This is a genomic window from Corynebacterium striatum (genome assembly GCF_016728105.1).
GTDB classification, from domain to species: domain Bacteria; phylum Actinomycetota; class Actinomycetes; order Mycobacteriales; family Mycobacteriaceae; genus Corynebacterium; species Corynebacterium striatum.
On the sequence record NZ_CP068158.1, the window covers coordinates 1,084,308 to 1,105,755 of the forward strand.

21 protein-coding genes are annotated in these 21,448 nt (G+C 60.5%); 12 read left to right on the plus strand and 9 right to left on the minus strand.

The window, feature by feature from the left end; all coding sequences use genetic code 11:
* Positions 1–3 precede the first annotated feature (3 nt).
* The 4 genes from menD to I6I72_RS05120 all read right to left on the minus strand — a co-directional run bounded on the left by menD (position 4) and on the right by I6I72_RS05120 (position 5,957).
* Positions 4–1,629 (minus strand): 2-succinyl-5-enolpyruvyl-6-hydroxy-3-cyclohexene-1-carboxylic-acid synthase, encoded by a 1,626-nt coding sequence (gene menD, locus I6I72_RS05105; RefSeq protein WP_049062506.1) that lies wholly within the window; start codon positions 1,627–1,629, stop codon positions 4–6.
* A gap of 31 nt (positions 1,630–1,660) precedes the next feature.
* Positions 1,661–2,290, minus strand: a complete 630-nt coding sequence (locus tag I6I72_RS05110) for a hypothetical protein (protein ID WP_049151528.1) — start codon at positions 2,288–2,290, stop codon at positions 1,661–1,663.
* A gap of 58 nt (positions 2,291–2,348) precedes the next feature.
* Positions 2,349–4,775 (minus strand): excinuclease ABC subunit UvrA, encoded by a 2,427-nt coding sequence (locus I6I72_RS05115; protein ID WP_201807619.1) that lies wholly within the window; start codon positions 4,773–4,775, stop codon positions 2,349–2,351.
* A 162-nt stretch (positions 4,776–4,937) separates the two neighbouring features.
* Positions 4,938–5,957 carry an o-succinylbenzoate synthase gene (locus I6I72_RS05120; RefSeq protein ID WP_005527657.1) on the minus strand — a complete coding sequence of 340 codons (1,020 nt, stop codon included), beginning with the start codon at positions 5,955–5,957 and terminating at the stop codon, positions 4,938–4,940.
* Between the two features lie 169 nt (positions 5,958–6,126).
* Between I6I72_RS05120 and dcuC the strand changes: the two genes are divergently transcribed.
* The 9 genes from dcuC to menE all read left to right on the plus strand — a co-directional run bounded on the left by dcuC (position 6,127) and on the right by menE (position 14,002).
* Positions 6,127–7,545, plus strand: coding sequence for a C4-dicarboxylate transporter DcuC (gene dcuC, locus I6I72_RS05125; protein ID WP_049062509.1), 1,419 nt, complete (start codon positions 6,127–6,129; stop codon positions 7,543–7,545).
* Between the two features lie 60 nt (positions 7,546–7,605).
* Positions 7,606–8,586, plus strand: coding sequence for a 1,4-dihydroxy-2-naphthoyl-CoA synthase (locus I6I72_RS05130; RefSeq protein WP_049062510.1), 981 nt, complete (start codon positions 7,606–7,608; stop codon positions 8,584–8,586).
* A gap of 15 nt (positions 8,587–8,601) precedes the next feature.
* Positions 8,602–8,751: a hypothetical protein gene (locus tag I6I72_RS05135; RefSeq protein WP_005527653.1), complete on the plus strand. Its 150-nt coding sequence runs from the start codon at positions 8,602–8,604 to the stop codon at positions 8,749–8,751.
* Between the two features lie 216 nt (positions 8,752–8,967).
* Complete coding sequence (locus I6I72_RS13900) at positions 8,968–9,126, plus strand: hypothetical protein (RefSeq protein WP_301337141.1); 159 nt, start codon at positions 8,968–8,970, stop codon at positions 9,124–9,126.
* Between the two features lie 169 nt (positions 9,127–9,295).
* Positions 9,296–10,462, plus strand: coding sequence for a metal ABC transporter substrate-binding protein (locus I6I72_RS05145; RefSeq protein ID WP_049062511.1), 1,167 nt, complete (start codon positions 9,296–9,298; stop codon positions 10,460–10,462).
* 6 nt (positions 10,463–10,468) lie between these two features.
* Positions 10,469–11,155 (plus strand): metal ABC transporter ATP-binding protein, encoded by a 687-nt coding sequence (locus tag I6I72_RS05150; RefSeq protein ID WP_049062512.1) that lies wholly within the window; start codon positions 10,469–10,471, stop codon positions 11,153–11,155.
* Positions 11,152–11,985 (plus strand): metal ABC transporter permease, encoded by an 834-nt coding sequence (locus tag I6I72_RS05155; RefSeq protein WP_235429996.1) that lies wholly within the window; start codon positions 11,152–11,154, stop codon positions 11,983–11,985. The genes I6I72_RS05150 and I6I72_RS05155 overlap by 4 nt, the downstream gene beginning before the upstream one ends.
* Positions 11,985–12,812 carry a metal ABC transporter permease gene (locus I6I72_RS05160; RefSeq protein WP_049062513.1) on the plus strand — a complete coding sequence of 276 codons (828 nt, stop codon included), beginning with the start codon at positions 11,985–11,987 and terminating at the stop codon, positions 12,810–12,812. The genes I6I72_RS05155 and I6I72_RS05160 overlap by 1 nt, the downstream gene beginning before the upstream one ends.
* 56 nt (positions 12,813–12,868) lie before the next feature.
* A complete protein-coding gene (gene menE / locus I6I72_RS05165) occupies positions 12,869–14,002 on the plus strand; it encodes an o-succinylbenzoate--CoA ligase (protein WP_201807621.1) in 1,134 nt (377 codons plus the stop codon).
* On the opposite strand, the gene I6I72_RS05170 is transcribed toward menE, so the two are convergent.
* Entirely contained in the window at positions 14,003–14,674 is a 672-nt protein-coding gene (locus I6I72_RS05170; RefSeq protein WP_034656592.1) for a metal-dependent transcriptional regulator, read from the minus strand. It abuts the gene before it with no gap.
* Positions 14,675–14,889: 215 nt separating this feature from the next.
* Between I6I72_RS05170 and I6I72_RS05175 the strand changes: the two genes are divergently transcribed.
* Positions 14,890–15,780, plus strand: a complete 891-nt coding sequence (locus tag I6I72_RS05175; RefSeq protein ID WP_201807623.1) for a 1,4-dihydroxy-2-naphthoate polyprenyltransferase — start codon at positions 14,890–14,892, stop codon at positions 15,778–15,780.
* Between the two features lie 572 nt (positions 15,781–16,352).
* Positions 16,353–17,585 (plus strand): MFS transporter, encoded by a 1,233-nt coding sequence (locus I6I72_RS05180; RefSeq protein ID WP_236592673.1) that lies wholly within the window; start codon positions 16,353–16,355, stop codon positions 17,583–17,585.
* Positions 17,586–17,602: 17 nt separating this feature from the next.
* On the opposite strand, the gene I6I72_RS05185 is transcribed toward I6I72_RS05180, so the two are convergent.
* A complete protein-coding gene (locus tag I6I72_RS05185; protein ID WP_005527641.1) occupies positions 17,603–17,932 on the minus strand; it encodes a DUF4229 domain-containing protein in 330 nt (109 codons plus the stop codon).
* A gap of 41 nt (positions 17,933–17,973) precedes the next feature.
* Here I6I72_RS05185 and I6I72_RS05190 point away from each other — a divergent pair, with 41 nt between their 5' ends.
* Positions 17,974–18,258, plus strand: a complete 285-nt coding sequence (locus I6I72_RS05190) for a hypothetical protein (protein ID WP_005527640.1) — start codon at positions 17,974–17,976, stop codon at positions 18,256–18,258.
* Between the two features lie 162 nt (positions 18,259–18,420).
* Here I6I72_RS05190 and I6I72_RS05195 read toward each other — a convergent pair whose 3' ends face one another.
* The 3 genes from I6I72_RS05195 to I6I72_RS05205 form a co-directional block, all read right to left on the minus strand.
* Positions 18,421–18,678: a helix-turn-helix domain-containing protein gene (locus I6I72_RS05195; protein ID WP_005527639.1), complete on the minus strand. Its 258-nt coding sequence runs from the start codon at positions 18,676–18,678 to the stop codon at positions 18,421–18,423.
* The gene (gene ccsB / locus I6I72_RS05200) at positions 18,678–19,718 is read right to left on the minus strand and encodes a c-type cytochrome biogenesis protein CcsB (RefSeq protein WP_005527638.1); all 1,041 of its coding nucleotides are present in this window, start codon (positions 19,716–19,718) and stop codon (positions 18,678–18,680) included. Before ccsB ends, I6I72_RS05195 begins: the two co-directional genes overlap by 1 nt.
* Positions 19,719–19,802: 84 nt before the next feature.
* Positions 19,803–21,446, minus strand: coding sequence for a cytochrome c biogenesis protein ResB (locus I6I72_RS05205; RefSeq protein WP_201807626.1), 1,644 nt, complete (start codon positions 21,444–21,446; stop codon positions 19,803–19,805).
* Positions 21,447–21,448 lie beyond the last annotated feature (2 nt).

A 21,448-nucleotide genomic window follows, 5' to 3' on the forward strand; every position in this document is an offset into this window, starting at 1 on the left:
CACCTACTTGCCGACCTTCGCGGTGATCTCAGCCTGCAGCTGGCGGCGCGTCTCACGGGTGGTGTGCGCCTCCACCACGGTCACGCCCGCGGAGGTCTCCTTCAGCTCAGCCAGGGTATCCAGCAGCTCCTGCGCGGTATTAGCCTCGCGGTAGTCTGCGCCAAAGGCTTCCGCCAGCTTGGCGACGCCCACCCCATGCGGCGTTCCAAAAGCCTTCTCGAAGGAGGCGCGATAGGGCTCCGCACCCTGCTCGAGCAGCTCGAAGATGCCGCAGCCGTCGTCGTTTGCCACGACGATGGTGAGGTTCTCCGGGCATGCCTCTCCCTGCGGGATGAGGAGGGAGGTGGCGTCGTGGAGGAAGGTGACGTCGCCAAGCAAGGCGACGACGCGCGGGGCACGCCAAGCGTCTGCCTCGCGGGACTGGGTGGCCAGCGCCACGCCCATTGCCTGTGCGACCGTGCCGTCGATGCCGGCGGCGCCGCGGGGCGAGTAGGTGTCCACGCCGTCGAAGGGCAAGCCTACCAGGGAGGCGTCGCGCACCGGATTGGAAGCGCCCAAGACCAGGGTGTCATCGACAGACAACGTGTCTCCCACCGCTGCCGCGACGTGCAGTCCGGTAAAGCCCAGCTCGGGATTTTCGAGGGTCTCGCGGACGGCGTCGGAAGCCATCTGCGCTGCACCCTGGCAGATCTTCAGCCACTCGCGGGAAGGCTCACCGCTAACCTTGACTGTGGTTCCCAGGGTTGCGGCATCACCGCGTGGGTTGGTGAAGTCGGCGGTGCGGGAGAGCACGATGAGGTCGATGTCTGGATCGTTGATAAGGGCCAGCACGCTGCGGTGCAGCGTGGGGTGTCCGACCACGATGACCTGCTCGACCTTGGTGTTGACCACGTAGTCGTTGGCGGAGACCTGGGCGCGGCGGAAGATGTGCGCCGCTGCCGGGTGCACCGGGTGATACGGTGCGGGCGCGGTCGGCTCAGCGATGGTGGGAACGTCCTCGAGGCCTTCGACCTCCCAGGCTTCGTCGCCGGCGATGACGAGGGTGTTCTTGCTCAAGTCCACGGCTACCTCGCCGTGGTTTAGCGGGCGCGGAAGCGGGGCTTTGTGTTGCGTGAAGTCGGTGGGGGTGGCGGGCAGTTCGGCGTCGAGAAGCGGCATGTCAAACGCCACGTTGATGTGAACCTGGTGGTCTTTGGTGAAACGCTCAGCCACCGACGGGATGTCCTCGACCTCGGTGACCTGGGTGGTCTCGGCGTAGACGCCGAAAATGCCCTGCTGCTGAATGGTCTGGGAGGCGCCGGTGCCCACGAGGCGCGCAGGGCGGTCCGCGCTAATTACGGCCAACGGCGTGTGAGAATGCGCGGCCTCGACCATCGCGGGCAGTGCATTGGCAACGGCGGTGCCGGAGGTCATCACCACGCCCACGTGGCGGCGCTGCACGCGGGCCATGCCCAGCGCGGTAAAAGCGGCAGAGCGCTCGTCGAGGCGTGTATGAACGCGAATGTCCTGGCGTGCAAGCAAGGCCAGCGAGAGCGGTGCGTTGCGGGAACCAGGACAGATAATGACGTCAGTAAGGTGGCGCGCGAGTTGAGCGGCCACCGCCTCGGCCAGCTTCATGGAGTCAGTCATGCTGCCCCATAGTACTAGTGGCGTTTAGGCCTTAGGCACCCCGGCTATTGCCGTTGCCGTTGTTACCGGTGGCTCCATTCAAAAGCTCATCCAGAAGACCTTCAAGACCCTGGCCGCCCTGTTCGAGCTGGTCTTGGATATCCGGCGGCAGCTGGGTCGGCAGCTCTTCGATTGGGTTCGACGGCGCTTCCTCGGTGACGGTCTCAGTCACAGTGGTGGGCTTTTCCTCAGTAACAGTGGCCGTGGTGGTCACGGCCTCAGGCTGCGATTCTGCATCCGAGGTGGCGTTGCGCCACATGAAAAACAGCGCGCCAGTTGCGATGACCGCGATTGCTGCAATCGCGGCAAAGACCCCAGTCAGGCCGCTGCCGCCACTCTTGTGGGAGCGCTCCGGCTCCACCTCGTAGCTCGACGGAACCGGGTCATAGTTGTGCTCCGGGCCTGGGTTGTAGCCCGAGTTATAGCCGCTGGGCTGGCCATAGCTGCTCGCAGCTGGCTGCGAGGCACCCGGGAACACCTGGCGCGGGCGGTCATCCGGCGCACCGAACTGGCGAGTGGCGTCGTTGTTGTCAAAGCCTGAGCCGTAGCCCGTCACGCGGCCAATCTGGCGAGTCTCATCGTCAGAGTAGTTGCCGGAATTGTTGCCAAAGTTATTTGCCATGTCCCTAGAACTACCCTATTTCCCTGTGAGTTCGCAGGGAGATACCCGAAAAGTCTCGTTAACTCTTTCGCGCCAAGGCCCGACCAGTAGGCGTAGCCTGCTTAGCCACATCACCCGGCGCGTCCATCGCCACAATTTCTCCGCCCGCGGCGCCTGCCCCGGGGCCTAACTCGATGACGGTGTCTGCCTGCGCGATGACCGAGAGATCGTGCTCGACCACGATGACGGTCTGTCCGGCGTCGACAAGCTTGTGCAACTCTGCGTTAAGCAACGACACGTCCGCCGGATGCAGGCCCGTGGTGGGTTCGTCGAGGAGGTAAACCGTGTGGCCGCGGTGGGAGTTGCGCGAGCGCTGCAGCTCCGTCGCGAGCTTAATGCGCTGGGCCTCGCCTCCGGAAAGCTCCGGCGCGCCCTGTCCGAGGCGCAGGTAGCCAAGACCCACCGCTTGAAGCGTATCCAGTGCGCGGCGGATGGCCGTGACCGCGGAGGAGGTTTCTACCTCTGCGAAAAGCTCGGCAGCCTCGTCCACAGTCAGCTCGAGGACCTCAGCGATGGTGCGGTCTTCCCATGACACCTCGAGGGTCTCCGGGTTGTAGCGCTTGCCCTGGCAATCGGGGCACAGCGTATAAGAACCCGGGAGAAAGACGAGCTCCACCTCGATTTGGCCCGCGCCGCCGCAGGTTGGGCATTGCCCCTGCTTGACGTTGTAGGAAAAACGCGAGACCGTCCACTTCCGTTGTTTGGCTTTTTGCGTGTTGGCAAAAAGCTTGCGCACGTGGTCGAACAGGCCGGTGTAGGTGGCCAAGGTGGAGCGCGGAGTACGCCCGATGGGCTTCTGCGTAATCTGCACTAGGCGCGTGACCTTATCGAGGTTCTCCACTTCTGCCACGCTCCACGGCTTGTCTAGTGACTCCTCCTCCGTTGCTTCGTCGGTAACGGCCGTGACAGATTCCCGAAGCAGGCCGGCCAACACGGTGGAGACCAAGGTGGACTTACCCGAGCCCGAAACGCCCGTGACGGCACTGAAGGTCCCGAGGCCGAAACTCACGTCAAGACCTCGCAGGTTGCGGGCCTGCACCCCGCGCAGGGTGAGCTCGGTGCTCGGGGTGCGTCGAGTGCTGCGGGGCGTGAGCTGCCGCTGAGCCAGCGCGCGGGCGGTGGGAGTATCGGCGAGATAGTCGGCTACTGGGCCCGAATAGATGACCTTGCCGCCGCCCTCGCCGGCGAGGGGGCCGACGTCGACAAGCCAGTCTGCCTGGGCCACCAAGTCCATGTCATGCTCCACCAACAGCACGGAGTTGCCGCCTGCGACGAACCTGCGGCAGATATCCATGACGGCCGCGCGTTCCTCGGGGTGCAAGCCTGCCGACGGCTCGTCAAGCACGTACGCGACACCAAACAGGCCGGAGCGCAGTTGCGCCGCGAGCCGGATTCTTTGTAATTCGCCGGCTGACAGGGTCTCCGTGGGTCGGCCAAGGCTCAGGTGCGCCAGGCCCAGCTCCAGTGCGGACCGCAATGCGGGAAGAATCTGTTTGAGCAGCAGATGCTCGGCGCTGTTTTCCTCGGGCTGCTGTTTGTCGAGCAGTGCGAGGAGTTCGTCGAGGGGCAGCTCGTTGAAGGCATCGATAGGCAGCCCGGCGTAGGTCACCTTCAGCGCGTGGGGGTTGAGGCGGCGGCCGTCGCAGACCTCGCAGGTGTGTGACTCCATGAATTGGAGGGTGCGTTTGCGGAGGGTATCGGACTGGGTTTCGGCAAGCGTCTTATTCAGGTAGCTCGCGACGGAGCGCCACGTGCCCTCGTAGTTGCGCTGAATCTGGTCGGCGCCGCGGAGCGGCTTGACGGTGACCACGGGTCGCTCCTCGGTAAAGAGAATCCAGTCTCGATCCTCTCTCGGCAGCTCCTGCCAGGGCGAGTCGAGGTCATAGCCCAGATTCAAAAGGATGTCGTGGAAGTTCTTGCCCGCCCAGGCTCCCGGCCAGGCGGCGATGGCGCCATCCTCGATGCTGAGGGTGGGATCGGGGACCATCGACTGCTCCGTGGCTACGTGCACGATGCCGGTGCCCTGGCAATTGGGGCACATTCCCTCGGGCGTGTTCGGCGAAAAGGAATCCGAATAAAGGCCCTCTGGGTTGTCCCCGGCGCGCGAATAAAGAAGGCGCACCGAATTTGAGATAGCGGAGATGGTGCCCACCGTGGAACGGGCGCCGCCGCCGGAAGTGGACTGCTCTAGGGCAACAGTGGGCGGCAGGCCCACAACCTGGCTGACCTGCGGATCCACGGCGGAACCGATGAGGCGGCGTGCAAAGGGTGCCACGGATTCGAGGTAGCGGCGCTGGCCCTCGCCGTGGATCGTACCGAAGGCGAGGGAGGACTTGCCCGAGCCCGAAACGCCCGTAACGGCCACGACCTTTCCGCGCGGGATGTCGACATCGACATTCCTTAAGTTGTGGAGGTGGGCATCGCGGACACTGATAAATCCAGTCATGAGTTCCACCGTACCCACGGCGTCTCTGCGGGGTGAAAAGTGCGCATTTTGCCAAATATGACCAGGAATCTTCGAAGAATCCAGCTCCTATTTGGCAAATTGTGCGCTGCTAGCGATAGGGTGCCCCGCTAGCGAGAAGGTGCCCCTCCGCTAGCGCGAAATCTAAAGGTGCTGCCAGCACTCGCGGACGCGCTCAAACCACCAGTCGCGGCGCTCGGGCGCGGCTGCGAGGTCAGCCAGGCGCGCGGGATCTGGGATCGCCGGAGTGGCTTCCAAATGGCCATCGATAAGCGGGCGCGGCTCGGTGACGTCCTCTATAAAGAGCGAGCCGGTGGCCAGGCCCGCGGCGGCGGGAGTGACGTCAATGTCTTCGTCGTCGAGAATCTTCGGCAGCGCTGCGACAGCCGCCAGCCCCATTCCGATACCCACGGATGTATCCAGGGCCGAGGCTACGGTGATGTCCATGTGGCGCGCACGCAGTTGCTTCGCGACATCCAGCACCCTACGCACTCCGCCCAAAGGCGCAGGTTTGACCACCGCGACGTCGGCAGCCTGCAGGTCCGCGACCCGGAAGGGATCCTCGACCTTCCGGATGGACTCGTCGGCGGCGACGCGCACGAAGAGGCCGTTGCGCATTAATTGGCGGCGAACCTCCGCGAGTTCTTCGGCGGTGGCGCACGGCTGCTCAATGTAGTCCAGGGGCATTAGGGCCTTGGCCGCCTCAATGGCTTGTTCCACGCTCCAGCCGCCGTTGGCGTCGACGCGCAGCACCGGAATGCGGCCCTGCGCGGTGATGTACTCACGCACTGCCTGCACACGGGCGACGTCGTCTGCAAGGCTCTGCCCTGGCTCTGCCACTTTGATCTTGAAAGTGCGGCAGCCCGGGTAGCACTCCATTACCTCGGGAACCTGCGCGGCGGGTACGGCGGGGATGGTGCCGTTGACCTCGATGAGGTCGCGCACGGGTTCGGGGAAACCTTCGTAGGCAGCCTCCAGGCCTGCGGCGAGCCAGTGTGCCGACTCCGCAGCTTCGTACTCTAGGAAAGGCGAGAACTCGCCCCAGCCGGCGGGGCCCTCGATGAGCAAGGCTTCGCGGGTGGTAATACCGCGGAACTTCACCGCCAAAGGCAGGGCAACAACATGGGAGCGGGAGAGGACATCATCAATTTCAACCTGGGACATGGAATGTAGCGTACCTGACCCAGTTTTAGCTGCTGCTTAGTTCGCTGCCTGTCACAACAGCTGTTAGAGTAAGAACAGAGGTTATAACAACCGCGGTTAGCCTTTAAGCCCTGCGTAAAGGGCATATTTCTGCATATCTTTTATCCAGCAAAAGGCAGGTCAAACCCGCATGCTTTACCTCATTATTGCCTTGGCGGCCATCGCCGCAGTGATGTGGCTGATTTACAAAAAGGTTCATGCCGCCGCAGCCATCTTCGGTGTCGGCGTCCTCCTCCTCATGATTGCCGCTCTCACTAACCGCGCGGATATGCGCACCGTAGAAATCGAAGCCACAGGCAATGCTTTTTATGACCAACTTTTGGTCGTAGATGCCCTGTTCAAATCCCGCTTTAGCGGTATCGGCATGGCCATCATGGTTTTGTTCGGCTTCGTGTCTTATATGCGGCACATCGGCGCCGATGCCAAGACCGTTGTCGTATTGTCTTCGCCCTTGAAACGCTTCCGCGGTAGCTACTGGCTCGTCCCGGTAGGTTTGCTTATCGGTTCGCTACTCTCACTGGTGATTCCCTCCGCCGCTGCGTTGTCGTTGCTGCTCGTCGCCACTCTCCTACCCGCCCTTATCGCCGCTGGTCTCACGCCTTTGACGGTGGCCGCGCTGGTAGTGACCTCGTCTACCATCATCCCGACGCCCCTTGAGGCAGGTCTGATTCAAGGCGCGGATCTGACAAACATGAGCGTGACCGAGTTTGTGTACGGCTCGGTTGCCCGCGCTACCGTCCCGGCGCTTCTCATTACCGCATTTGTCCATATGTGGTGGCAGAAGCATTGCGACAAAGTAGATGCACGCAAAGCCCACGCTGACGACGCCACCGCAGGCTCCGATACTCTGTCCGAATCCGACCGCGCCACCCGTGAAGCACTTGAGCGAGCAAAGGGACTGCCCGGTTTCTACGCCGTCCTTCCTCTTATGCCACTGTTGCTGATTATTGTTTCGGCAATCTTGAACCGCACCGGCGTCATCCCATTTGAAGCAGATATCCTGCCGGTGACCGTGGTCTCGCTGTTTATCGCCATGTTGATTGAGGCAATCCGCATCCGCTCCATCACAGAGTCGATGGATTCCACCGCGCACTTTTTCAAGGGCATGGGCGAAGGCGCCGCTGGCGTGGTTGCCCTGCTGGTTGCGGCAGCGGTCTTGGTCGAAGGCATCACCCAGATGGGCGTCATCGACATGCTCGTCAATGCTGCCGAGGGCTCTACTGGCGCCGCCGTAATTATTGTTCTCATCTTCGTCGGCGCTACGGCACTGATGGCAGCGTTGACAGGTTCCGGCACAGCCCCTTACTTTGCCTTCTCTGAGGTTGTTCCTGGCCTGGCCGCCCAGACCTCGATTAATGCACCACAAATGCTTACTGCCATTTGGGGCACCTCGAACCTCATACGTCAGGTCTCGCCGGTCAACGCCGCAGTTCTGATCGTTTCGGGTGCAATCAACGTCAACCCCATCCGCCTGGTCAAACGCACCTGCGTTCCGATGATCGCCGCAGCTGTGCTCAACGTGGTTTTTTCCTTCTTGTTCATCGGCTAAAAGCTAACCCGCTCTCTACCAACCGCCGTGGCTAATCGCTGCGGCAGTTATTGTGTACCTATGACTTCCCAGGCAAAGGCAACTTCTAAATACAGCACCGACAACCCTTTCAAGGCCGAACTGTGGGCCCCAGTGGAAGGCTTCTCGGATCTCACCGACATCACCTACCACAGGCTAATCGGAGACAAGCGCGAAGATGGCATCGTCCGCATCGCGTTTGACCGCCCGGAGGTGCGCAACGCGTTCCGCCCGCACACGGTGGATGAGCTCTACCGCGCGCTCGACCATACACGTCGCACTCCTGATGTCGGCACGGTGTTGCTCACCGGCAACGGCCCCAGTGAGAAGGACGGAGGCTGGGCATTTTGCTCTGGCGGCGACCAGCGAATTCGCGGCCACTCCGGTTACCGCTACGCCACCTCGCACGAGCACAACGACGCCGAGGCAGATGCCTCCACCGTGGACGAGGCACGCGAGAAGGTCGAGGGTGGACGCCTACACATCCTCGAGGTCCAACGCCTCATCCGCACCATGCCCAAGGTGGTCATAGCCGTGGTCAACGGCTGGGCGGCTGGCGGTGGGCATTCGTTGCACGTGGTCTGCGACATGACCATTGCGTCCCGCCAGGAGGCCCGTTTCAAGCAGACCGACGCCGACGTCGGATCCTTCGACGCCGGCTATGGCTCGGCCTACCTGGCCAAGATGGTGGGCCAGAAGTACGCCCGCGAAATCTTCTTCCTGGGCCGCACTTACGACGCCCAGCGCATGTACGAGATGGGCGCCGTCAACGAGGTTGTGGATCACGCCGATCTTGAGGACGCCGCCATCCAGATGGGTCACGAAATCAACGGCAAGTCCCCGACCGCGCAGCGCATGCTGAAGTTCGCGTTCAACCTCACCGACGACGGACTCATGGGCCAGCAGGTCTTCGCCGGCGAGGCAACGCGCTTGGCTTACATGACCGACGAGGCCGTCGAGGGCAAGGAGGCGTTCCTGGAAAAGCGCGACCCAAACTGGGAGCAGTTCCCGTATTACTACTAGTCAGGAGTTAGCACGATGTGGGTTTTCGCCATCGGCTTGGCCACACTTGCACTGGCGGGCGTCATCGGCTCGCGAGTGTGGATGCTCAAGCACATCAAGAATGCGCAGGACCGCGGGGAGCGGCCTTTCGACCAAGAAGATGAGCTGCGAAACCCGTACATCTAGGGCAAACATGACACAAAACACTTAAACTTTTAAGTGAGGCATCACCGGCAATCGCGGACACATAAACACTTCATGTGTAAAGCGTCCAGCATGAAACCTGCCAACTCATTCGCCATACTCGCAGCCCGCGTCGTCCTGGGCGTAATCCTCATCGCCCACGGTTGACAGAAGTTCTCCGAATGGACCATCGACGGCACCACTCAGTCCTTCGAGAGCATGGGCGTCCCAGCCGCTTCCATCGCAGCGCCAGCTGCAGCCATCATTGAGCTCGTCGGCGTCATCGCCGCAGCGGGCCTCATGCTCGTCGCAGCTGGCCCCGGAATACACTCCCTCGACCAACTCTTCTTCAGCAAGAAGGCAAAAGTAGCTAAGTAAGACCACCACCTCCCTGCCTCTCACTTCACCCATTGGAGTGAGAGGCATTTTTAAATTTCAGCGACTTAAAGAGGAGATAGGACTACCTAAGTTCATAGTATTGAACAATCTAGTTCGGGGGTGCTAGTGTTTGTTGAGTTCACTTCTCCTAATGCAAAGGAAGTTCATGATGAGCTCAAATCTCAGCACCCCACGCCGCCCCCTACAGCGCATTCTCGCAGGCACCTGCGCCCTCGCGCTCGGCGCCAGCCTCGCCGCTTGCAGCGCCTCGAATGAATCCACCGACGCTGCAAAGCCGAAGGACGGCAACACCGTCAAGGCCGTGGCCACGACTACCCAGATCTGCGACTACCTCACCCAGATAGCCGCCGGCGGCGTCAAGCTCCACAAGGTCGACTCCCAGGGTGCGGAGACCACCTCCGGCGAGGGCCCAGTGACCCTCGACCTCACCTGTTTGCTCGCCCCTAACGCCAGCGCCCACGAGCACGAGATGACCCCACAGCAGATGCAGGCGCTCTCCCAGGCCGACTACATGTTCGTCAACGGAGTCGACCTCGAGCACTTCCTCGACCAAGCCGTGGACTCCTCCGGCTTCCACGGCGTCATGGCCGTAACCTCGGGCGTCAAGAGCGAAGGCATGGGCGATGGCAACGGCAAGTACACCATCGACGAGGGCATCGAGCACGTGAACCCGCGCCCGTGGCCTTTCCCGGGGGAGGACGGCGAGGCCCCAGAATTCAAGTACGACCCGCACGTGTGGACCTCCCCGAAGCAGGCCAAGATTCAGGTCGACAACATCGTCAACACGTTGTCCCAGGCCTCCCCGCAGGCCAAGGACGCCTTCACCGCCGCCGGCAAGAAGTACACCGACCAGCTGGAGGACCTCGACAAGTGGGCCAGCGATTCCATGTCCGCAGTTCCTGAGCAAGACCGCGTGCTCTTCTCTTCCCACGACGCCTTCGGCTACTTCTCTAACGAGTACGGCGTGAAGTTCATCGGCTCCGCACTGTCTGACTTCAACCACCAGCAGGACGCCACCTCGAGCCACATCGATGAGCAGGTAAAGAAGGTCCGCGAGTCCGGCGCCAAGGCCATCTTTGCGGAGAATTCCAACAACTCGAAGTCCATCGAGGCCATCGCCCGCGCCGCAGGCGTCAAGGCGGTTACATCCGACGACGCTTTGTACGGCGACTCGCTAGGTGTGCCAGGCAGTGAGGGCGAGACCTACATCGGATCCATCGTCCACAACATCAACACCTTGGTCAGCGCCTGGGGCTCCGAGCAGCAACCGTTGCCGGAATCGCTGCAGGCATTCGACTTTGCCAAGCGCAAGTAGCTCTATATGTCTTCCCCATTAGTCACTCTGCGTAATGCCACCTGCGGCTATGGTGCCCGGGATATCCTCACCGACGTTGATCTTGAGATCCGCGCGGGCGAGGCCGTGGCGCTCCTGGGTGCCAACGGTGCGGGCAAGTCTACTCTGCTCAAGGCAATCACTGGCCTGGCTGCCTTGCGCGGCATGGCCACCATCGACGCCTCGCTCGGATACGTCCCGCAGTACCAAGACTCCGACCTGAGCTTTCCCGTCACGGCTTACAAGGTCGTGGAAATGGGGCTTTTGCCCTCAGTGAGCTGGTGGCACAGGTGCACGAGCATGCGTAGCTACCGCGACCGCGTACTCAATGCCCTGCGACAAGTGGGGATGGAGCACCTCGCCGAGACGCGGTTTGGCCAGCTCTCGGGTGGGCAGCGCCAGCGCGTACTCATCGCGCGCGCGTTGGTTTCGGCCCCGGAGCTGGTGCTTCTCGACGAACCCTTCAACGGGCTTGATCAAGAAAGTCGCCGAATCCTGATTCAGATCATTGCGGATCTCAAGGAAGCAGGAATCGCCCTGCTCGTCTCCACTCACGATCCCATCTTGGCGCAGCACACCTGCGACTGGGCGGCGTTTGTGCTCGACGGCAAGGTCCAGACCATGGGAACCGAGGAAGCAGTGGAAACCTATATGGAGCAAGGCGCGCGACTGTGATAGAGCAGATTCTCTTCGCCCCGTACCTGCGCAATGCCTTTCTCTTCCTGCTGTGTCTATCGATTGCGGGAGCTGCCATTAGCGTCCTCGTTAATCTTCGCCGCATGGAATTTACGGTGGAAGCCCTCGTGCACTCGGTTTTTCCGGGCATCGTGGTAGGGCTCATCGTGGGCGGCATCCCGGGCATCGTGCCGGGTGCGGCCGCGGTGGCCACGGTGACGGTGCTGGTGCTGGCTTCTCTGGGTTCTGGGCGGGGCCAGTCAGCGCGGAAGCTGGATATGGAAGCCGGAACGGCCGTGGTGCTGACCTTCATGTACGGCATCGGCGTGGTCATCAGTTTGGCCTATGGCGACAAGTCCGGGCAGCTGGAGGCCCTCATGTTTGGCCGGCTTCTCGACGTCACGCAGTCCAGGCTGGCAACCTCCGTCACGCTCTGCGTGATTGCGGCACTGCTCATCCTGACAACCTGGCGCATGCAGATTCTCGTCGCTTTCGATACCACAGCGGCCCGCGCCATGGGCATCAACGTGGCGGCTTATGAGCTCATTGCGAATATCGCGGTTGGCCTAATCGTGGTGGCGGCTAGCTCGGCAGTGGGTGTGTTACTGGTTATCGGTTTTATTGTCATTCCAGGCCTCTCGGCGCGCTTGATCGCTAGATCCCCGCGCAGCATGTGCTTCTGGGCTGCGGGTTTGTCCACACTGGCAGTGGTGGTGGGATTTGCCATCATGTTGTCCCAAACCACGCATCAGATTTCGCCGCAGGCAATCGTCAGCTTGATGCTGGTTGCCACCGTGCCGCTAGCGGGCTTGAAGGGGGTATTTAGCTGATGGGACTATCTCATCTTGATCCAGAGATCCTGCGGTTGCCCCTCCTTGAGGCCATCGCTGTGGGATGTTTATCTGGCTTGGTTGGAACCTTGATGGTCATGGGCAAGCGCGTCTTTTTCGCTGAGAGCCTGTCACACGGAATCTTCCCCGGCGCGGTGCTCGGTGTAGTGGTGGCCAACCTTCTGAGCTTGGATCTCTCCACGGGTTTGATGGTGGGCGCGGCACTGTTCTGCCTGCCTTTGGCCTGGCTTATGCGGTGGCTGAGTACCGTCGAGGGCATTTCTTCGACTGCTGCCGCCGGCGTGACGCTCACCCTGGGGTTTTCCCTGGGCATCTTGTTGCTGCGCTGGTTCCAACCGCTACCTATCCACGTGGATAGCTTTCTCGTGGGCTCGCTGACCACTGTCAATGCGCAGGATGTCTGGTTTGTCGGCGCCCTGGTGGTGGTCAGCCTTGGCGTGCTGGTGGCATTTCGCCGGACGTTGGTCTCCTTCTACTTCGACCAAACGTTCTTCCGCGCACAAGGCGGAAAGCCCGGCCGCTACGACTTGCTTACCCTCACGCTTATCAGCGTGACCATGGTGGTTGTGATTCCCGCGGTGGGAACTATCTTGTCCCTGGCGCTGCTGGTAGCCCCGGCGGCGGCGTTGCAGCCGTGGATCAAGCGCCCCACCCAGCTCATGCTCGGTGCCGGTATCGCGGGCATTGCGCTGGCATGCGGCGGGCTCTGGCTGGCGGCCGCACTCAGTTTGTCGGCGGGCGGCTGCATCGCGGTGCTGGCGGGTGTGTTCTATTTGCTCAGCATGGGGCTACGCGCCTTGCTCTAAACGCCCGGCGCGCCGCCTCCCGGGACGAGCGATATGCCCGGGTAACCTGATTATTCGTGACTCATATCCTCGCCCCACTCCCAGTCGATCCCCGCAATCCCGCAGCTATTTTGGATGAGCTCGAGAGGGCCATCGCTGGGCAGACCACGCTCTTGCCCCTTCCCGCAGCGGACCGCACGCGGGCGGAATTGCTGCGCAACCACATGCGCGCGGGCGAATCGATTGCTGAGGACATTGTTTTGGTGGTGGCCACCTCGGGTTCCACGGGCACACCGAAAGGTGCGCAGCTAAGCCCGCTTAACCTGGTGGCGAGTGCGGATGCCACCCATTCTTTCCTGGGTGGGCCCGGCCAATGGCTACTGGCCATGCCCGCCCACCACATAGCGGGCATCCAAGTGCTCGTGCGTTCGTTGGTGGCGGGTGTGGAGCCACTGTGCCTCGACCTGTCCCAAGGCTTTAACATCGCCGAGTTCGCCCGCGCAGCAGAAGAACTCGCCCACACCGAGGACCGCATGTACACCGCGCTCACGCCGATGCAGCTGCACAAGGCACTCGATTCGCTGGACGGCATCCAAGCGCTACGCCATTTCAACTCCATCCTGGTGGGTGGAGCAGCGCCGCATCCCCAGCTATTAGAATCTGCGCGCAAGCTCGACATCACCGTGGTAACCACCTATGGCTCCTCGGAGACTGCGGGCGGATGCGTCTACAACGGCACTCCCCTGCCCGGCACTGAGGTGCGCATCGGGGAGGATAACCGCATTTTCTTGGGCGGGCCGACCATTGCGCAGGGCTACCGCAATGTGGAATCGCGCGACTTCGTCGATGGCTGGTTCGCCACTTCCGACGCCGGGGAGCTCGACGCCCACGATCAACTCACCGTCACTGGGCGTCTGGACAACATCATCAACTCGGGGGGCCTGAAGTTGCACCCAGAACAGCTGGAACAGCTCTTGTTGCAGGTACCGGGCGTCGACAGTGCATGCGTGGTGGGCATCCCCGATCCACGCCTTGGCCAGATGATCGCCGCAGCTTACACCGGCTGGGCCTCGCGTACCGACATCCTCGAAGCGTTCGATGACCTGCCTCGGTGGCAGATTCCGCGCGAGATTATCCGCATTGCTGAGATGCCGCTGACCGGTCCCGGCAAGGTGGACCGGCGTGGTGTCGCAGGGCTCTTTAAGTACTAATTAGGCTTCGTTAGCGCGCACCGTCACGTCGGCGGCCGCGACTTCCGCAAGGGAGAACTCCTTGTCCCCTGCGTGCAGGTTAAGCAGGCCCGCAACGCGGGAATCGACTACGACCTCGACGCCTAGGCCGACGCCGTGGCTGTCGAGGTAGCGCAACAGCTCGGTGTCCCCGTCACATACCCGCTCGATGGTGACAGGGGTGTGAAGGGGGACGTCGTCAAGCGTGAGCGTGCCAAGGTCCTCGATGCTGCCCTGCGCGTCGGGGATGGGATCGCCGTGGGGATCGCGCTGAGGATGGCCCAGGTGCTGATCGAGGCGATCGATGAAGCGATCGGAGCATGCATGCTCGAGGAGATCGGCGTCCTCGTGAACCTCGTCCCACGTGTAGCCCAGCTCTTTGACCAGGAAGGTCTCGAGGAGACGATGGCGGCGGACCATGCCCATGGACAGTGCCTGGCCCTCGGGGGTCAGTGAAACTCCAGCGTAGCGCTCGTGTTCCACCAGCCCTTGGGCAACGAGACGCTTTACGGCTTCCGACGCCGTGGGCACCTTTTGGTTCAATCGCCCCGCCAGCTCCTTGAGCGCGATGGGTGCGCCGCCGGAGTGCTCGGAGAGGTCCCACAGGGCTTTGAGGTAGTCCTGGGTGCGTTCAGGGAGATCGCTTAAGTGCATGACATTCATCGTAGTAAAGGCCTTGCCCTGCGAGCGATTCACATGATAACTTTTAAGAAAGTTCAACGCATTGAACTTTTGCCACGGGTGTGGCCCACAGCCGTCCTTTCTTGGGTACGTACGACGCGCTTTTGGCATACCCGTGGCTTTTATATGCCCGCCGTGTGCGTCCCTTGTGCACAACATGCCCGCGGTGGCGTGGCACAATAACTGACATGCCACTTTCTGCCTATCCCGCAACTGCCCAAGACTGGTTCCAAGGCGCTCGCCCGCACACATGGGCAAATGCTTTCGCCCCGGTTATCGCTGGTACTGGCGCCGCAGCCGCGCTCAATGGCGCGCACTGGGGCCGTGCTTTTCTCGCACTCATTGTGGCGTGGGCGCTCATCATCGGTGTCAACTACGCCAATGACTACTCCGATGGCATCCGCGGCACCGACGACGACCGTACTGGCCCGCAGCGCCTGACCGGCGGTGGGCTGGCGAAGCCGCAGCACGTGAAGTGGGCGGCCTTTGCTTCGTTCGCAGTTGCCGCCGTGGCTGGCATTGCGTTGTCTTTGGTAGCGAACGCCGCGTGGTTCATCTTGGTAGGCGCGCTTTGTATTGCCGGCGCATGGTTTTATACCGGAGGCAAGAATCCCTACGGCTACCGTGGCCTCGGCGAGGTCGCCATCTTCATCTTCTTCGGTTTGGTGGCCGTACTGGGCACGCAGTTCACGCAGGCTGGCCGCATCAGCCTGACGGGTCTTGCGCTGGCGATAGGCATTGGTGGCATGAGCTCCGCAGTCAACTTGGCCAACAACATTCGCGACATCCCCTCCGACACTGAGGCCGGCAAGATCACCTTGGCCGTGCGCTTGGGCGATAAAAAGTCGCGCAACCTATTCATGTGGCTGCTACTTCTTCCGGTCCTGCTAACCATCGTCATCGCCTTCGACTCCTGGCTGGCATTGGCTGCCTTGGCGTACTTCCCGTTCGCACTCCAAGCCGTCCACACCGTCAACCGCGGCGCCCGCGGCCCCCAGCTCATCCCGGTGCTCGGGATCACTGGCCGCGCAATGCTGGTATGGGCGCTGGTCAGCGCGATTGCTCTTTTTCTCGTCTAAAAATTCTTACTGTCAGCCTTCCCCGTAGGGAAAACGTACGTCGAAGGGCAAGACCTCCAAGCGAAGTTAAAAGTTGCCGATTCAAAATTATACGAAATTTAAGTCACAACCACCGTTTGGGGTGATACACTTCACTTAATTCGTTTTATCTGTCCGCATAGAAAGGTCGAAAGTTGTTTATTTTCGATGAGATTCCAAAAATCGAATCGGTTGGGGGTCTACCCCATCACGAGTAAGAGGGCGAGAGGCTGTGGCCGAGAGTAAGGTCACAATCCAACTGCCCAATGCCGTAAGTCTGGAAAAGTGTCTCCGACAGCTTGAAATTTCTGACCAAAGACTTGCAAAAATGGGCCCGAATAGACCAGGCGCCCCCTACGATTGGCAATTCGTTTTAAGCGAGTCATTCAACGACGGCAGCGCATGTGTTCACTTTGGCGTTGTTTGGTATGACTTGGAATTTTTCTTAGAAAAGAAAGACAGTTTCCGCGACAACCGGCATAACTCAATACTGCAAAATATAGGAATCGATCCTTCGAGAATGTCCGTAGACCACTGGGTGAGGACCAAATAGAGTGTTGAAAACTCCACTAGGTAATGATGGGTCAAAAGGCAAAGTCTTTAGTCTCGTCATTGCCTACTTTTTTATGTCTCTGTGCGGAGCGATGACTTCAATCGCAATCTCACTCAACTTCGCCACTCGGCCAAACGGTGAAGCACTTGTGGCCACAGTTCTAGTAACAGGGGCCTGCGCTCAGGTATTTGTGTCCCCTCTTTTGACACCATTCTTTGATCGAGCAAATCCTTTTACGGTGGCAAAGCTTGGAACAATATTTGAGTGCCTTACTCTCATTTTCTTGTGCGGCTTTCCATCAACGCTCACTCTCATCGCAGGAAATATCGTAGTAGCTACGTTGAGTGGGATTACCATTCCAGCCTATTACGCAATTGCAGATTCAAGCCTAGATGCCTCGGACCAAGCGCGGGCTTTTTCCTACTTGGACACGGCTCGGCTATGTGGCAGCTTCGTAGGCCCTGTACTCGGCGGCGGATTCCTAGACATCGCCCCACTACGCACAGTATTTGCATTGGAGGCCCTAGCCGTCGGGAGCTCAATTATTGTGGTGCAGCGATTGCAAAGACAAGATTGGCCCCTAGTTCCATCAACTTCCCCCCACACTCTCAAGGCCGAGGCCCCAAGTCCTCTGCACAGCATTGTTGAAGCTCCAAAAATACTTCTTAACAATCCACGTTCGCGTCAGGCGCTGACAAGCATCTGGGCCGCGATTATCTTCACATCGATTTTTAACGTGGCTCTCGTGTTCTTCGCCACTCAGTCCCTGAATACCAGCGGGTTTTTATATGCAATAGTCGCCCAGTGTTTTGTCGTGGGACGGATTTTAGGCGCAAGATTTTCAGCAAGACTTACGAAGGCAAACGCCCTAGCGACCTTGATCAAAAGTGGAATAGGAATGGGGATCTGCATCTCGATCCCAGGCTTTGTGCCCGCGTTATTTCTCTGTATTCCGCTTTTCGCATTGGCTGGAATGTTTAATGGACTCCAAGTGTCTGCTCTAAGAATAGTGGTCGTCAGCGCCGTCGATCCAAAGATTAAGCCCAAAGCGTTAGTAACGATGGGGACGATTAACAATTCGGCAATGCTGGTTGGATACATTGTGGGTGCACCGACGGTATCTGCCGCTGGACCGAACGCTGCATTAATCATCGCCGGCCTCGGCACAGCACTGTTTACTGCGCTTCCTTCGTTATGGAACAAGCTCACAAAGCCGTTCCTCCGAAGTAATTGAATGCCACGATGTGAAAGCTAGCGGCCTGCCAACTCCGCTTGGACCCAGGCCTTATGAGCCTTGCGCTGAGCGGAATACTCAGCCAAGGTCTCGGTGGCTTCTACGCGCCATTTCTTAAACACGAGCATCGACAGCGGCAGCGCCACGAATAGGGCAAGCAGCGCTGCAAGCAGTACGGGAATGGGGAAACCTGCCAGGATGGCGATGAGCTCGATGACCACCGTGAGAAGGATAAAAAGCACCACGCGGGCCAAGCCGTACCTCCAAAGCGCGGCGCGGGAGCGACGGCGCAGCTCAGGGTCCGGCGTCGGCGGCTCTGGGTGGGATGCGGAAGAAGTATCAGTCATGTGGCTAAAGTCTACGCTTTCGATTCCGTAGGATATAACGCATGGGTCGTTTGATTTTACTTGTCTTGGTTGTCCTTGCCGTCTACTTGGTGTGGAAGGCGTTTGGCCCTTCCAGCTGGAAGAAGCCGGAACAGGTCGAGCAGCGCCCAGCCATCAAGGGCCCAGACGACGATGAAGAGTTCCTGTGGAACCTCGAGAAAGAGCGCTTCAAGGAACGCCGCGCCCGCGAGTTGCAGGCCGAGCGGGAAGCCGAGGAGCGCCGCCGTCAACAGCGCCGCGAGAGCCACCGCGACGAGCCTCCGCGCGACGAAACGGACGAGAAGTAGGGTGCATTCTCCGCCGGCGCGGAATGGTCTCCCTCTAAAGGTCCCTCTCTACGGGTAGCTTTACGAGTAACGGCAACCCTGAAAACGCGCTTCATGGTCCCATTGCCCCACAAAGGGACCTAAGCAATGGGACCATGAAGAAAGTGATGGAAAGCTACGCCGCTAAGTGCGCGGCTGGAAGCTCATCTCTAAACCGAGGGCCTCGGCCACCGCGGTGACCTTCTCCCAGCGCACGCCGGTGCCGCCGTGCTCGATGGTGTGCAGAGTGGAGCGAGATACGCCTGCGGCATCGGCCAGTTGCTGCTGCAGGATGCCCAACTCGCGGCGGCGAGCCGCGAACTCCGCTCCGATGGCGAGCAGCTGCGGGTTATCACCCGCCGGTTTGCCCTGTTTATTACGCGGCTTGTGAGTATCCGGCATTAGTTCAGCCCTGCGTAGGAGTGCAGGCCGGAGACAACCATGTTAATGAAGAACAGGTTGAAGATCATGAGCGACGTCGCCGCAATGTTGATCCACGGCGAGAACTTACGCCAGGACGGCGTCGCGCGAGCGTGCAGGTAAGCGGCGTAAAGAATCCAGGTGGCGAAGGAGACGGTCTCCTTCGGGTCCCAACCCCAGAAGCGGCCCCAAGCGGACTCAGCCCAGATGGCACCGAGGACGATACCCAGGCCCAAGGTCGGCAGCGTCACGATGCCCAGACGGTATGCCAGCTGGTCCAGCTTCTTAGCCGAAGGCAGTGGCTTTGCCACCGTTCCAAAGAAGCCATGCTCCTTGCCCTTCGGCTGCCACACGCGCAGCATGCTCAGCAGCGAAGCGATACCGGAGATGATGCCGATAGAAGCACCAAGGGAAACCACGGTCACGTGGATGGGCAACCAGTGCGACTGCAGCGCCGGAACCACCGGTGCCGACTCCGCATACAACTTGGTGGAGCCGTAGAACATCAGCGCCAAGATCGGGGTCAACATCCATGGCCACAGTGTGCGCCACTCTTTACGCTGCATCGCGATGTTAGCCACGATCAGGACACCGGCCGTGACCATCAAGACGTACTCGTAGAGGTTGCCGAATGGGAAGCGGTGCGTTGCCAGACCGCGCAGCACAATCGCGGTTACGTGCAAGACAATGCCGAGCCAGATGAGCATCTGGGTCATGCCGCCGAGCTTGTCAGCCTTTTCCTCACGCACGCGGGCTTCATCAGCGTGGAAAACGGAATCGGAGGTGTCGGCAGGGGTGGCGTCGGCAAGCGCGGCGTCGTCCTCAGGCGCATAAGCGCTGCCGCCCGCAAGCACTGCCTGCTTGGACTCCGCCTTCTTGGCGGCTGCGGCGCGGCGGGCATCGATGACTCCCTGCATGCGACCGTAGTACACCAGCGAAATGAATAGCGCGATGGCGTAAATGACGAAGGCCGTTTGCACGGCAATGTCGGAGAAATTCGACAGATTCTGATCAATCAGCATGTAAAACCTTGCGCTTTAGCTCTCAATAGTTCCTGCATACAATACTCTCGTACGCTATCCACCTCAAACTTTTGGCGGATAGCTTTAATCCTCTACCCAGATCTCGTCTTCTTCGACCTCGTCTGGATCCGGCAGCTCCAGCAGTGCTCGGTGGACTGCGTAGAACTCCTCGGACCAACCAGCACGGTCGGTGCGCGCCAATCCACCCATCTGGATATCGGTGCCGCCGTCAGCGGCAGGGCTGATGCGCACCCAGATGCGGCGGCGCTTGATCACCAGCGAGCCCACCAAGGAGACAAGCATCAAAAGGGCCGAGACCAAGACCCACTTCTGGAATGGGTCATAAGAAATCTGGTAATTCGCAAACTGGGAGGCACCGTTGAAGGTGACCTTGGTGCCGTCGTCCAACGTCACGGACTCGTTCTGGCTCAGGTTCACGCGGTCAATCTTCTGCAGCTGGCCCGAGTGCACCAGGGAGGAGTCCAGATCGAAGATGGACTGCGCGGTACCGGTATCCAGGCCGGCGTCGCCGCGGTAGATGTCAATGGCCAGCGCCGGATCGGTCAGGCCCGGGTAAGCAGAGGTGAGCAACTGGCCGTTCTCACCGGACCACTGTGCGGTCGGCGCGAAGAGACCCTGGATGGCGATCTGGTTCTGGCGGCGCTCAAACAAGTCCGGGTACATGCCGGCCGGCGGGTCGAAACGCATGACGCCAGAAGAAAGGAAACGAACCATGTCATCGGGGCGGAACTGGATGGTCTGGGTGCGCTTCTCACCGTTGGGCCACTCCACCGTCACGGTCGGCGCGTAGCCGTGGCCCTGCAGGTAGACGCGGTTATGGGAAAGGCGCAGCGGGTGATTCACCCTGAGCTCATAGTCCTTCCAGGAGGAATGATCCGTGTAGATGTCATCGCCCTCCGCGTAGGACACGTTGGAGGTAAACATCTCGGCTTGGCCGTTATCCAGGTAATCCGCGGTGAAGTCATGCGCCACGAAGCAGAACGGGTGGAGCCCCGTGCCGTCAAAAAGCGAGCCTGCGCGGAAGGAGTCATAGTTCGAGGTCGAGGTATTGCAAAACTCAGTGGACTGCTCGAGGCTGGCTTCCTTGCCCTGGGAGCCCGACTCGGTCACCACAATGACCTGGCCTTCATAGTTGACCAAGCGGCCCGCGGCCACGGTCACCAGGATTGCCACGAGAGCGACGTGGAAGATGAGGTTGCACAGCTCGCGGGCGTATCCGCGCTCCGCGGAGAAGGATTTGAGGCCGGCGCGGTCATCTTCGGCGCTCGTCTCCGAAACGCGCCACTTTTTCAGCAGCTTGCGGGTGGCCTCTTCGATCTCTTCCGGGGAATGCTCAGAGTGGCCTTCTGCATGCAGCGGCATCTTGTCCAGGTACTTCGGCGCACGGGTAGGCGGAGTCTTCCATGCCTTGTAGTGCTCCCAGGAACGCGGGATGATGCAGCCCACCAGGGAAATCATCAGGAGGATGAAAATGGCCTGGAACCAGATGGAAGAGAAGACGTCGAAAAGCTGCAGCTTGTCGTAGATCTCCGCTACCTTGCCGTGGGACTCGATAAAGTCCGTGACGTTGGATTCGTTAAGGTCACGCTGCGGCAGCAGCGAACCGGGGATTGCGGCTAGGGCCAACAGGAACAACAGCGCCAGCGCGGTTCGCATGCTGGTCAGCCAATGCCATGCTTTACGCAGATAGCTCACTATAAGTTTCATAT

Coding starts and splice junctions, on each gene's coding strand:
- menD (WP_049062506.1), bottom strand. CDS start 1,629: ATGACTGACTCCATGAAGCTGGCCGAGGCGGTGGCCGCTCAACTCGCG.
- I6I72_RS05150 (WP_049062512.1), top strand. CDS start 10,469: ATGTCTTCCCCATTAGTCACTCTGCGTAATGCCACCTGCGGCTATGGT.
- I6I72_RS05145 (WP_049062511.1), top strand. CDS start 9,296: ATGAGCTCAAATCTCAGCACCCCACGCCGCCCCCTACAGCGCATTCTC.
- I6I72_RS05205 (WP_201807626.1), bottom strand. CDS start 21,446: ATGAAACTTATAGTGAGCTATCTGCGTAAAGCATGGCATTGGCTGACC.
- I6I72_RS05160 (WP_049062513.1), top strand. CDS start 11,985: ATGGGACTATCTCATCTTGATCCAGAGATCCTGCGGTTGCCCCTCCTT.
- ccsB (WP_005527638.1), bottom strand. CDS start 19,718: ATGCTGATTGATCAGAATCTGTCGAATTTCTCCGACATTGCCGTGCAA.
- I6I72_RS05170 (WP_034656592.1), bottom strand. CDS start 14,674: ATGCACTTAAGCGATCTCCCTGAACGCACCCAGGACTACCTCAAAGCC.
- I6I72_RS05130 (WP_049062510.1), top strand. CDS start 7,606: ATGACTTCCCAGGCAAAGGCAACTTCTAAATACAGCACCGACAACCCT.
- I6I72_RS05190 (WP_005527640.1), top strand. CDS start 17,974: ATGGGTCGTTTGATTTTACTTGTCTTGGTTGTCCTTGCCGTCTACTTG.
- I6I72_RS05115 (WP_201807619.1), bottom strand. CDS start 4,775: ATGACTGGATTTATCAGTGTCCGCGATGCCCACCTCCACAACTTAAGG.
- I6I72_RS05120 (WP_005527657.1), bottom strand. CDS start 5,957: ATGTCCCAGGTTGAAATTGATGATGTCCTCTCCCGCTCCCATGTTGTT.
- I6I72_RS05135 (WP_005527653.1), top strand. CDS start 8,602: ATGTGGGTTTTCGCCATCGGCTTGGCCACACTTGCACTGGCGGGCGTC.
- I6I72_RS13900 (WP_301337141.1), top strand. CDS start 8,968: ATGGGCGTCCCAGCCGCTTCCATCGCAGCGCCAGCTGCAGCCATCATT.
- I6I72_RS05110 (WP_049151528.1), bottom strand. CDS start 2,290: ATGGCAAATAACTTTGGCAACAATTCCGGCAACTACTCTGACGATGAG.
- I6I72_RS05185 (WP_005527641.1), bottom strand. CDS start 17,932: ATGACTGATACTTCTTCCGCATCCCACCCAGAGCCGCCGACGCCGGAC.
- I6I72_RS05195 (WP_005527639.1), bottom strand. CDS start 18,678: ATGCCGGATACTCACAAGCCGCGTAATAAACAGGGCAAACCGGCGGGT.
- dcuC (WP_049062509.1), top strand. CDS start 6,127: ATGCTTTACCTCATTATTGCCTTGGCGGCCATCGCCGCAGTGATGTGG.
- I6I72_RS05175 (WP_201807623.1), top strand. CDS start 14,890: ATGCCACTTTCTGCCTATCCCGCAACTGCCCAAGACTGGTTCCAAGGC.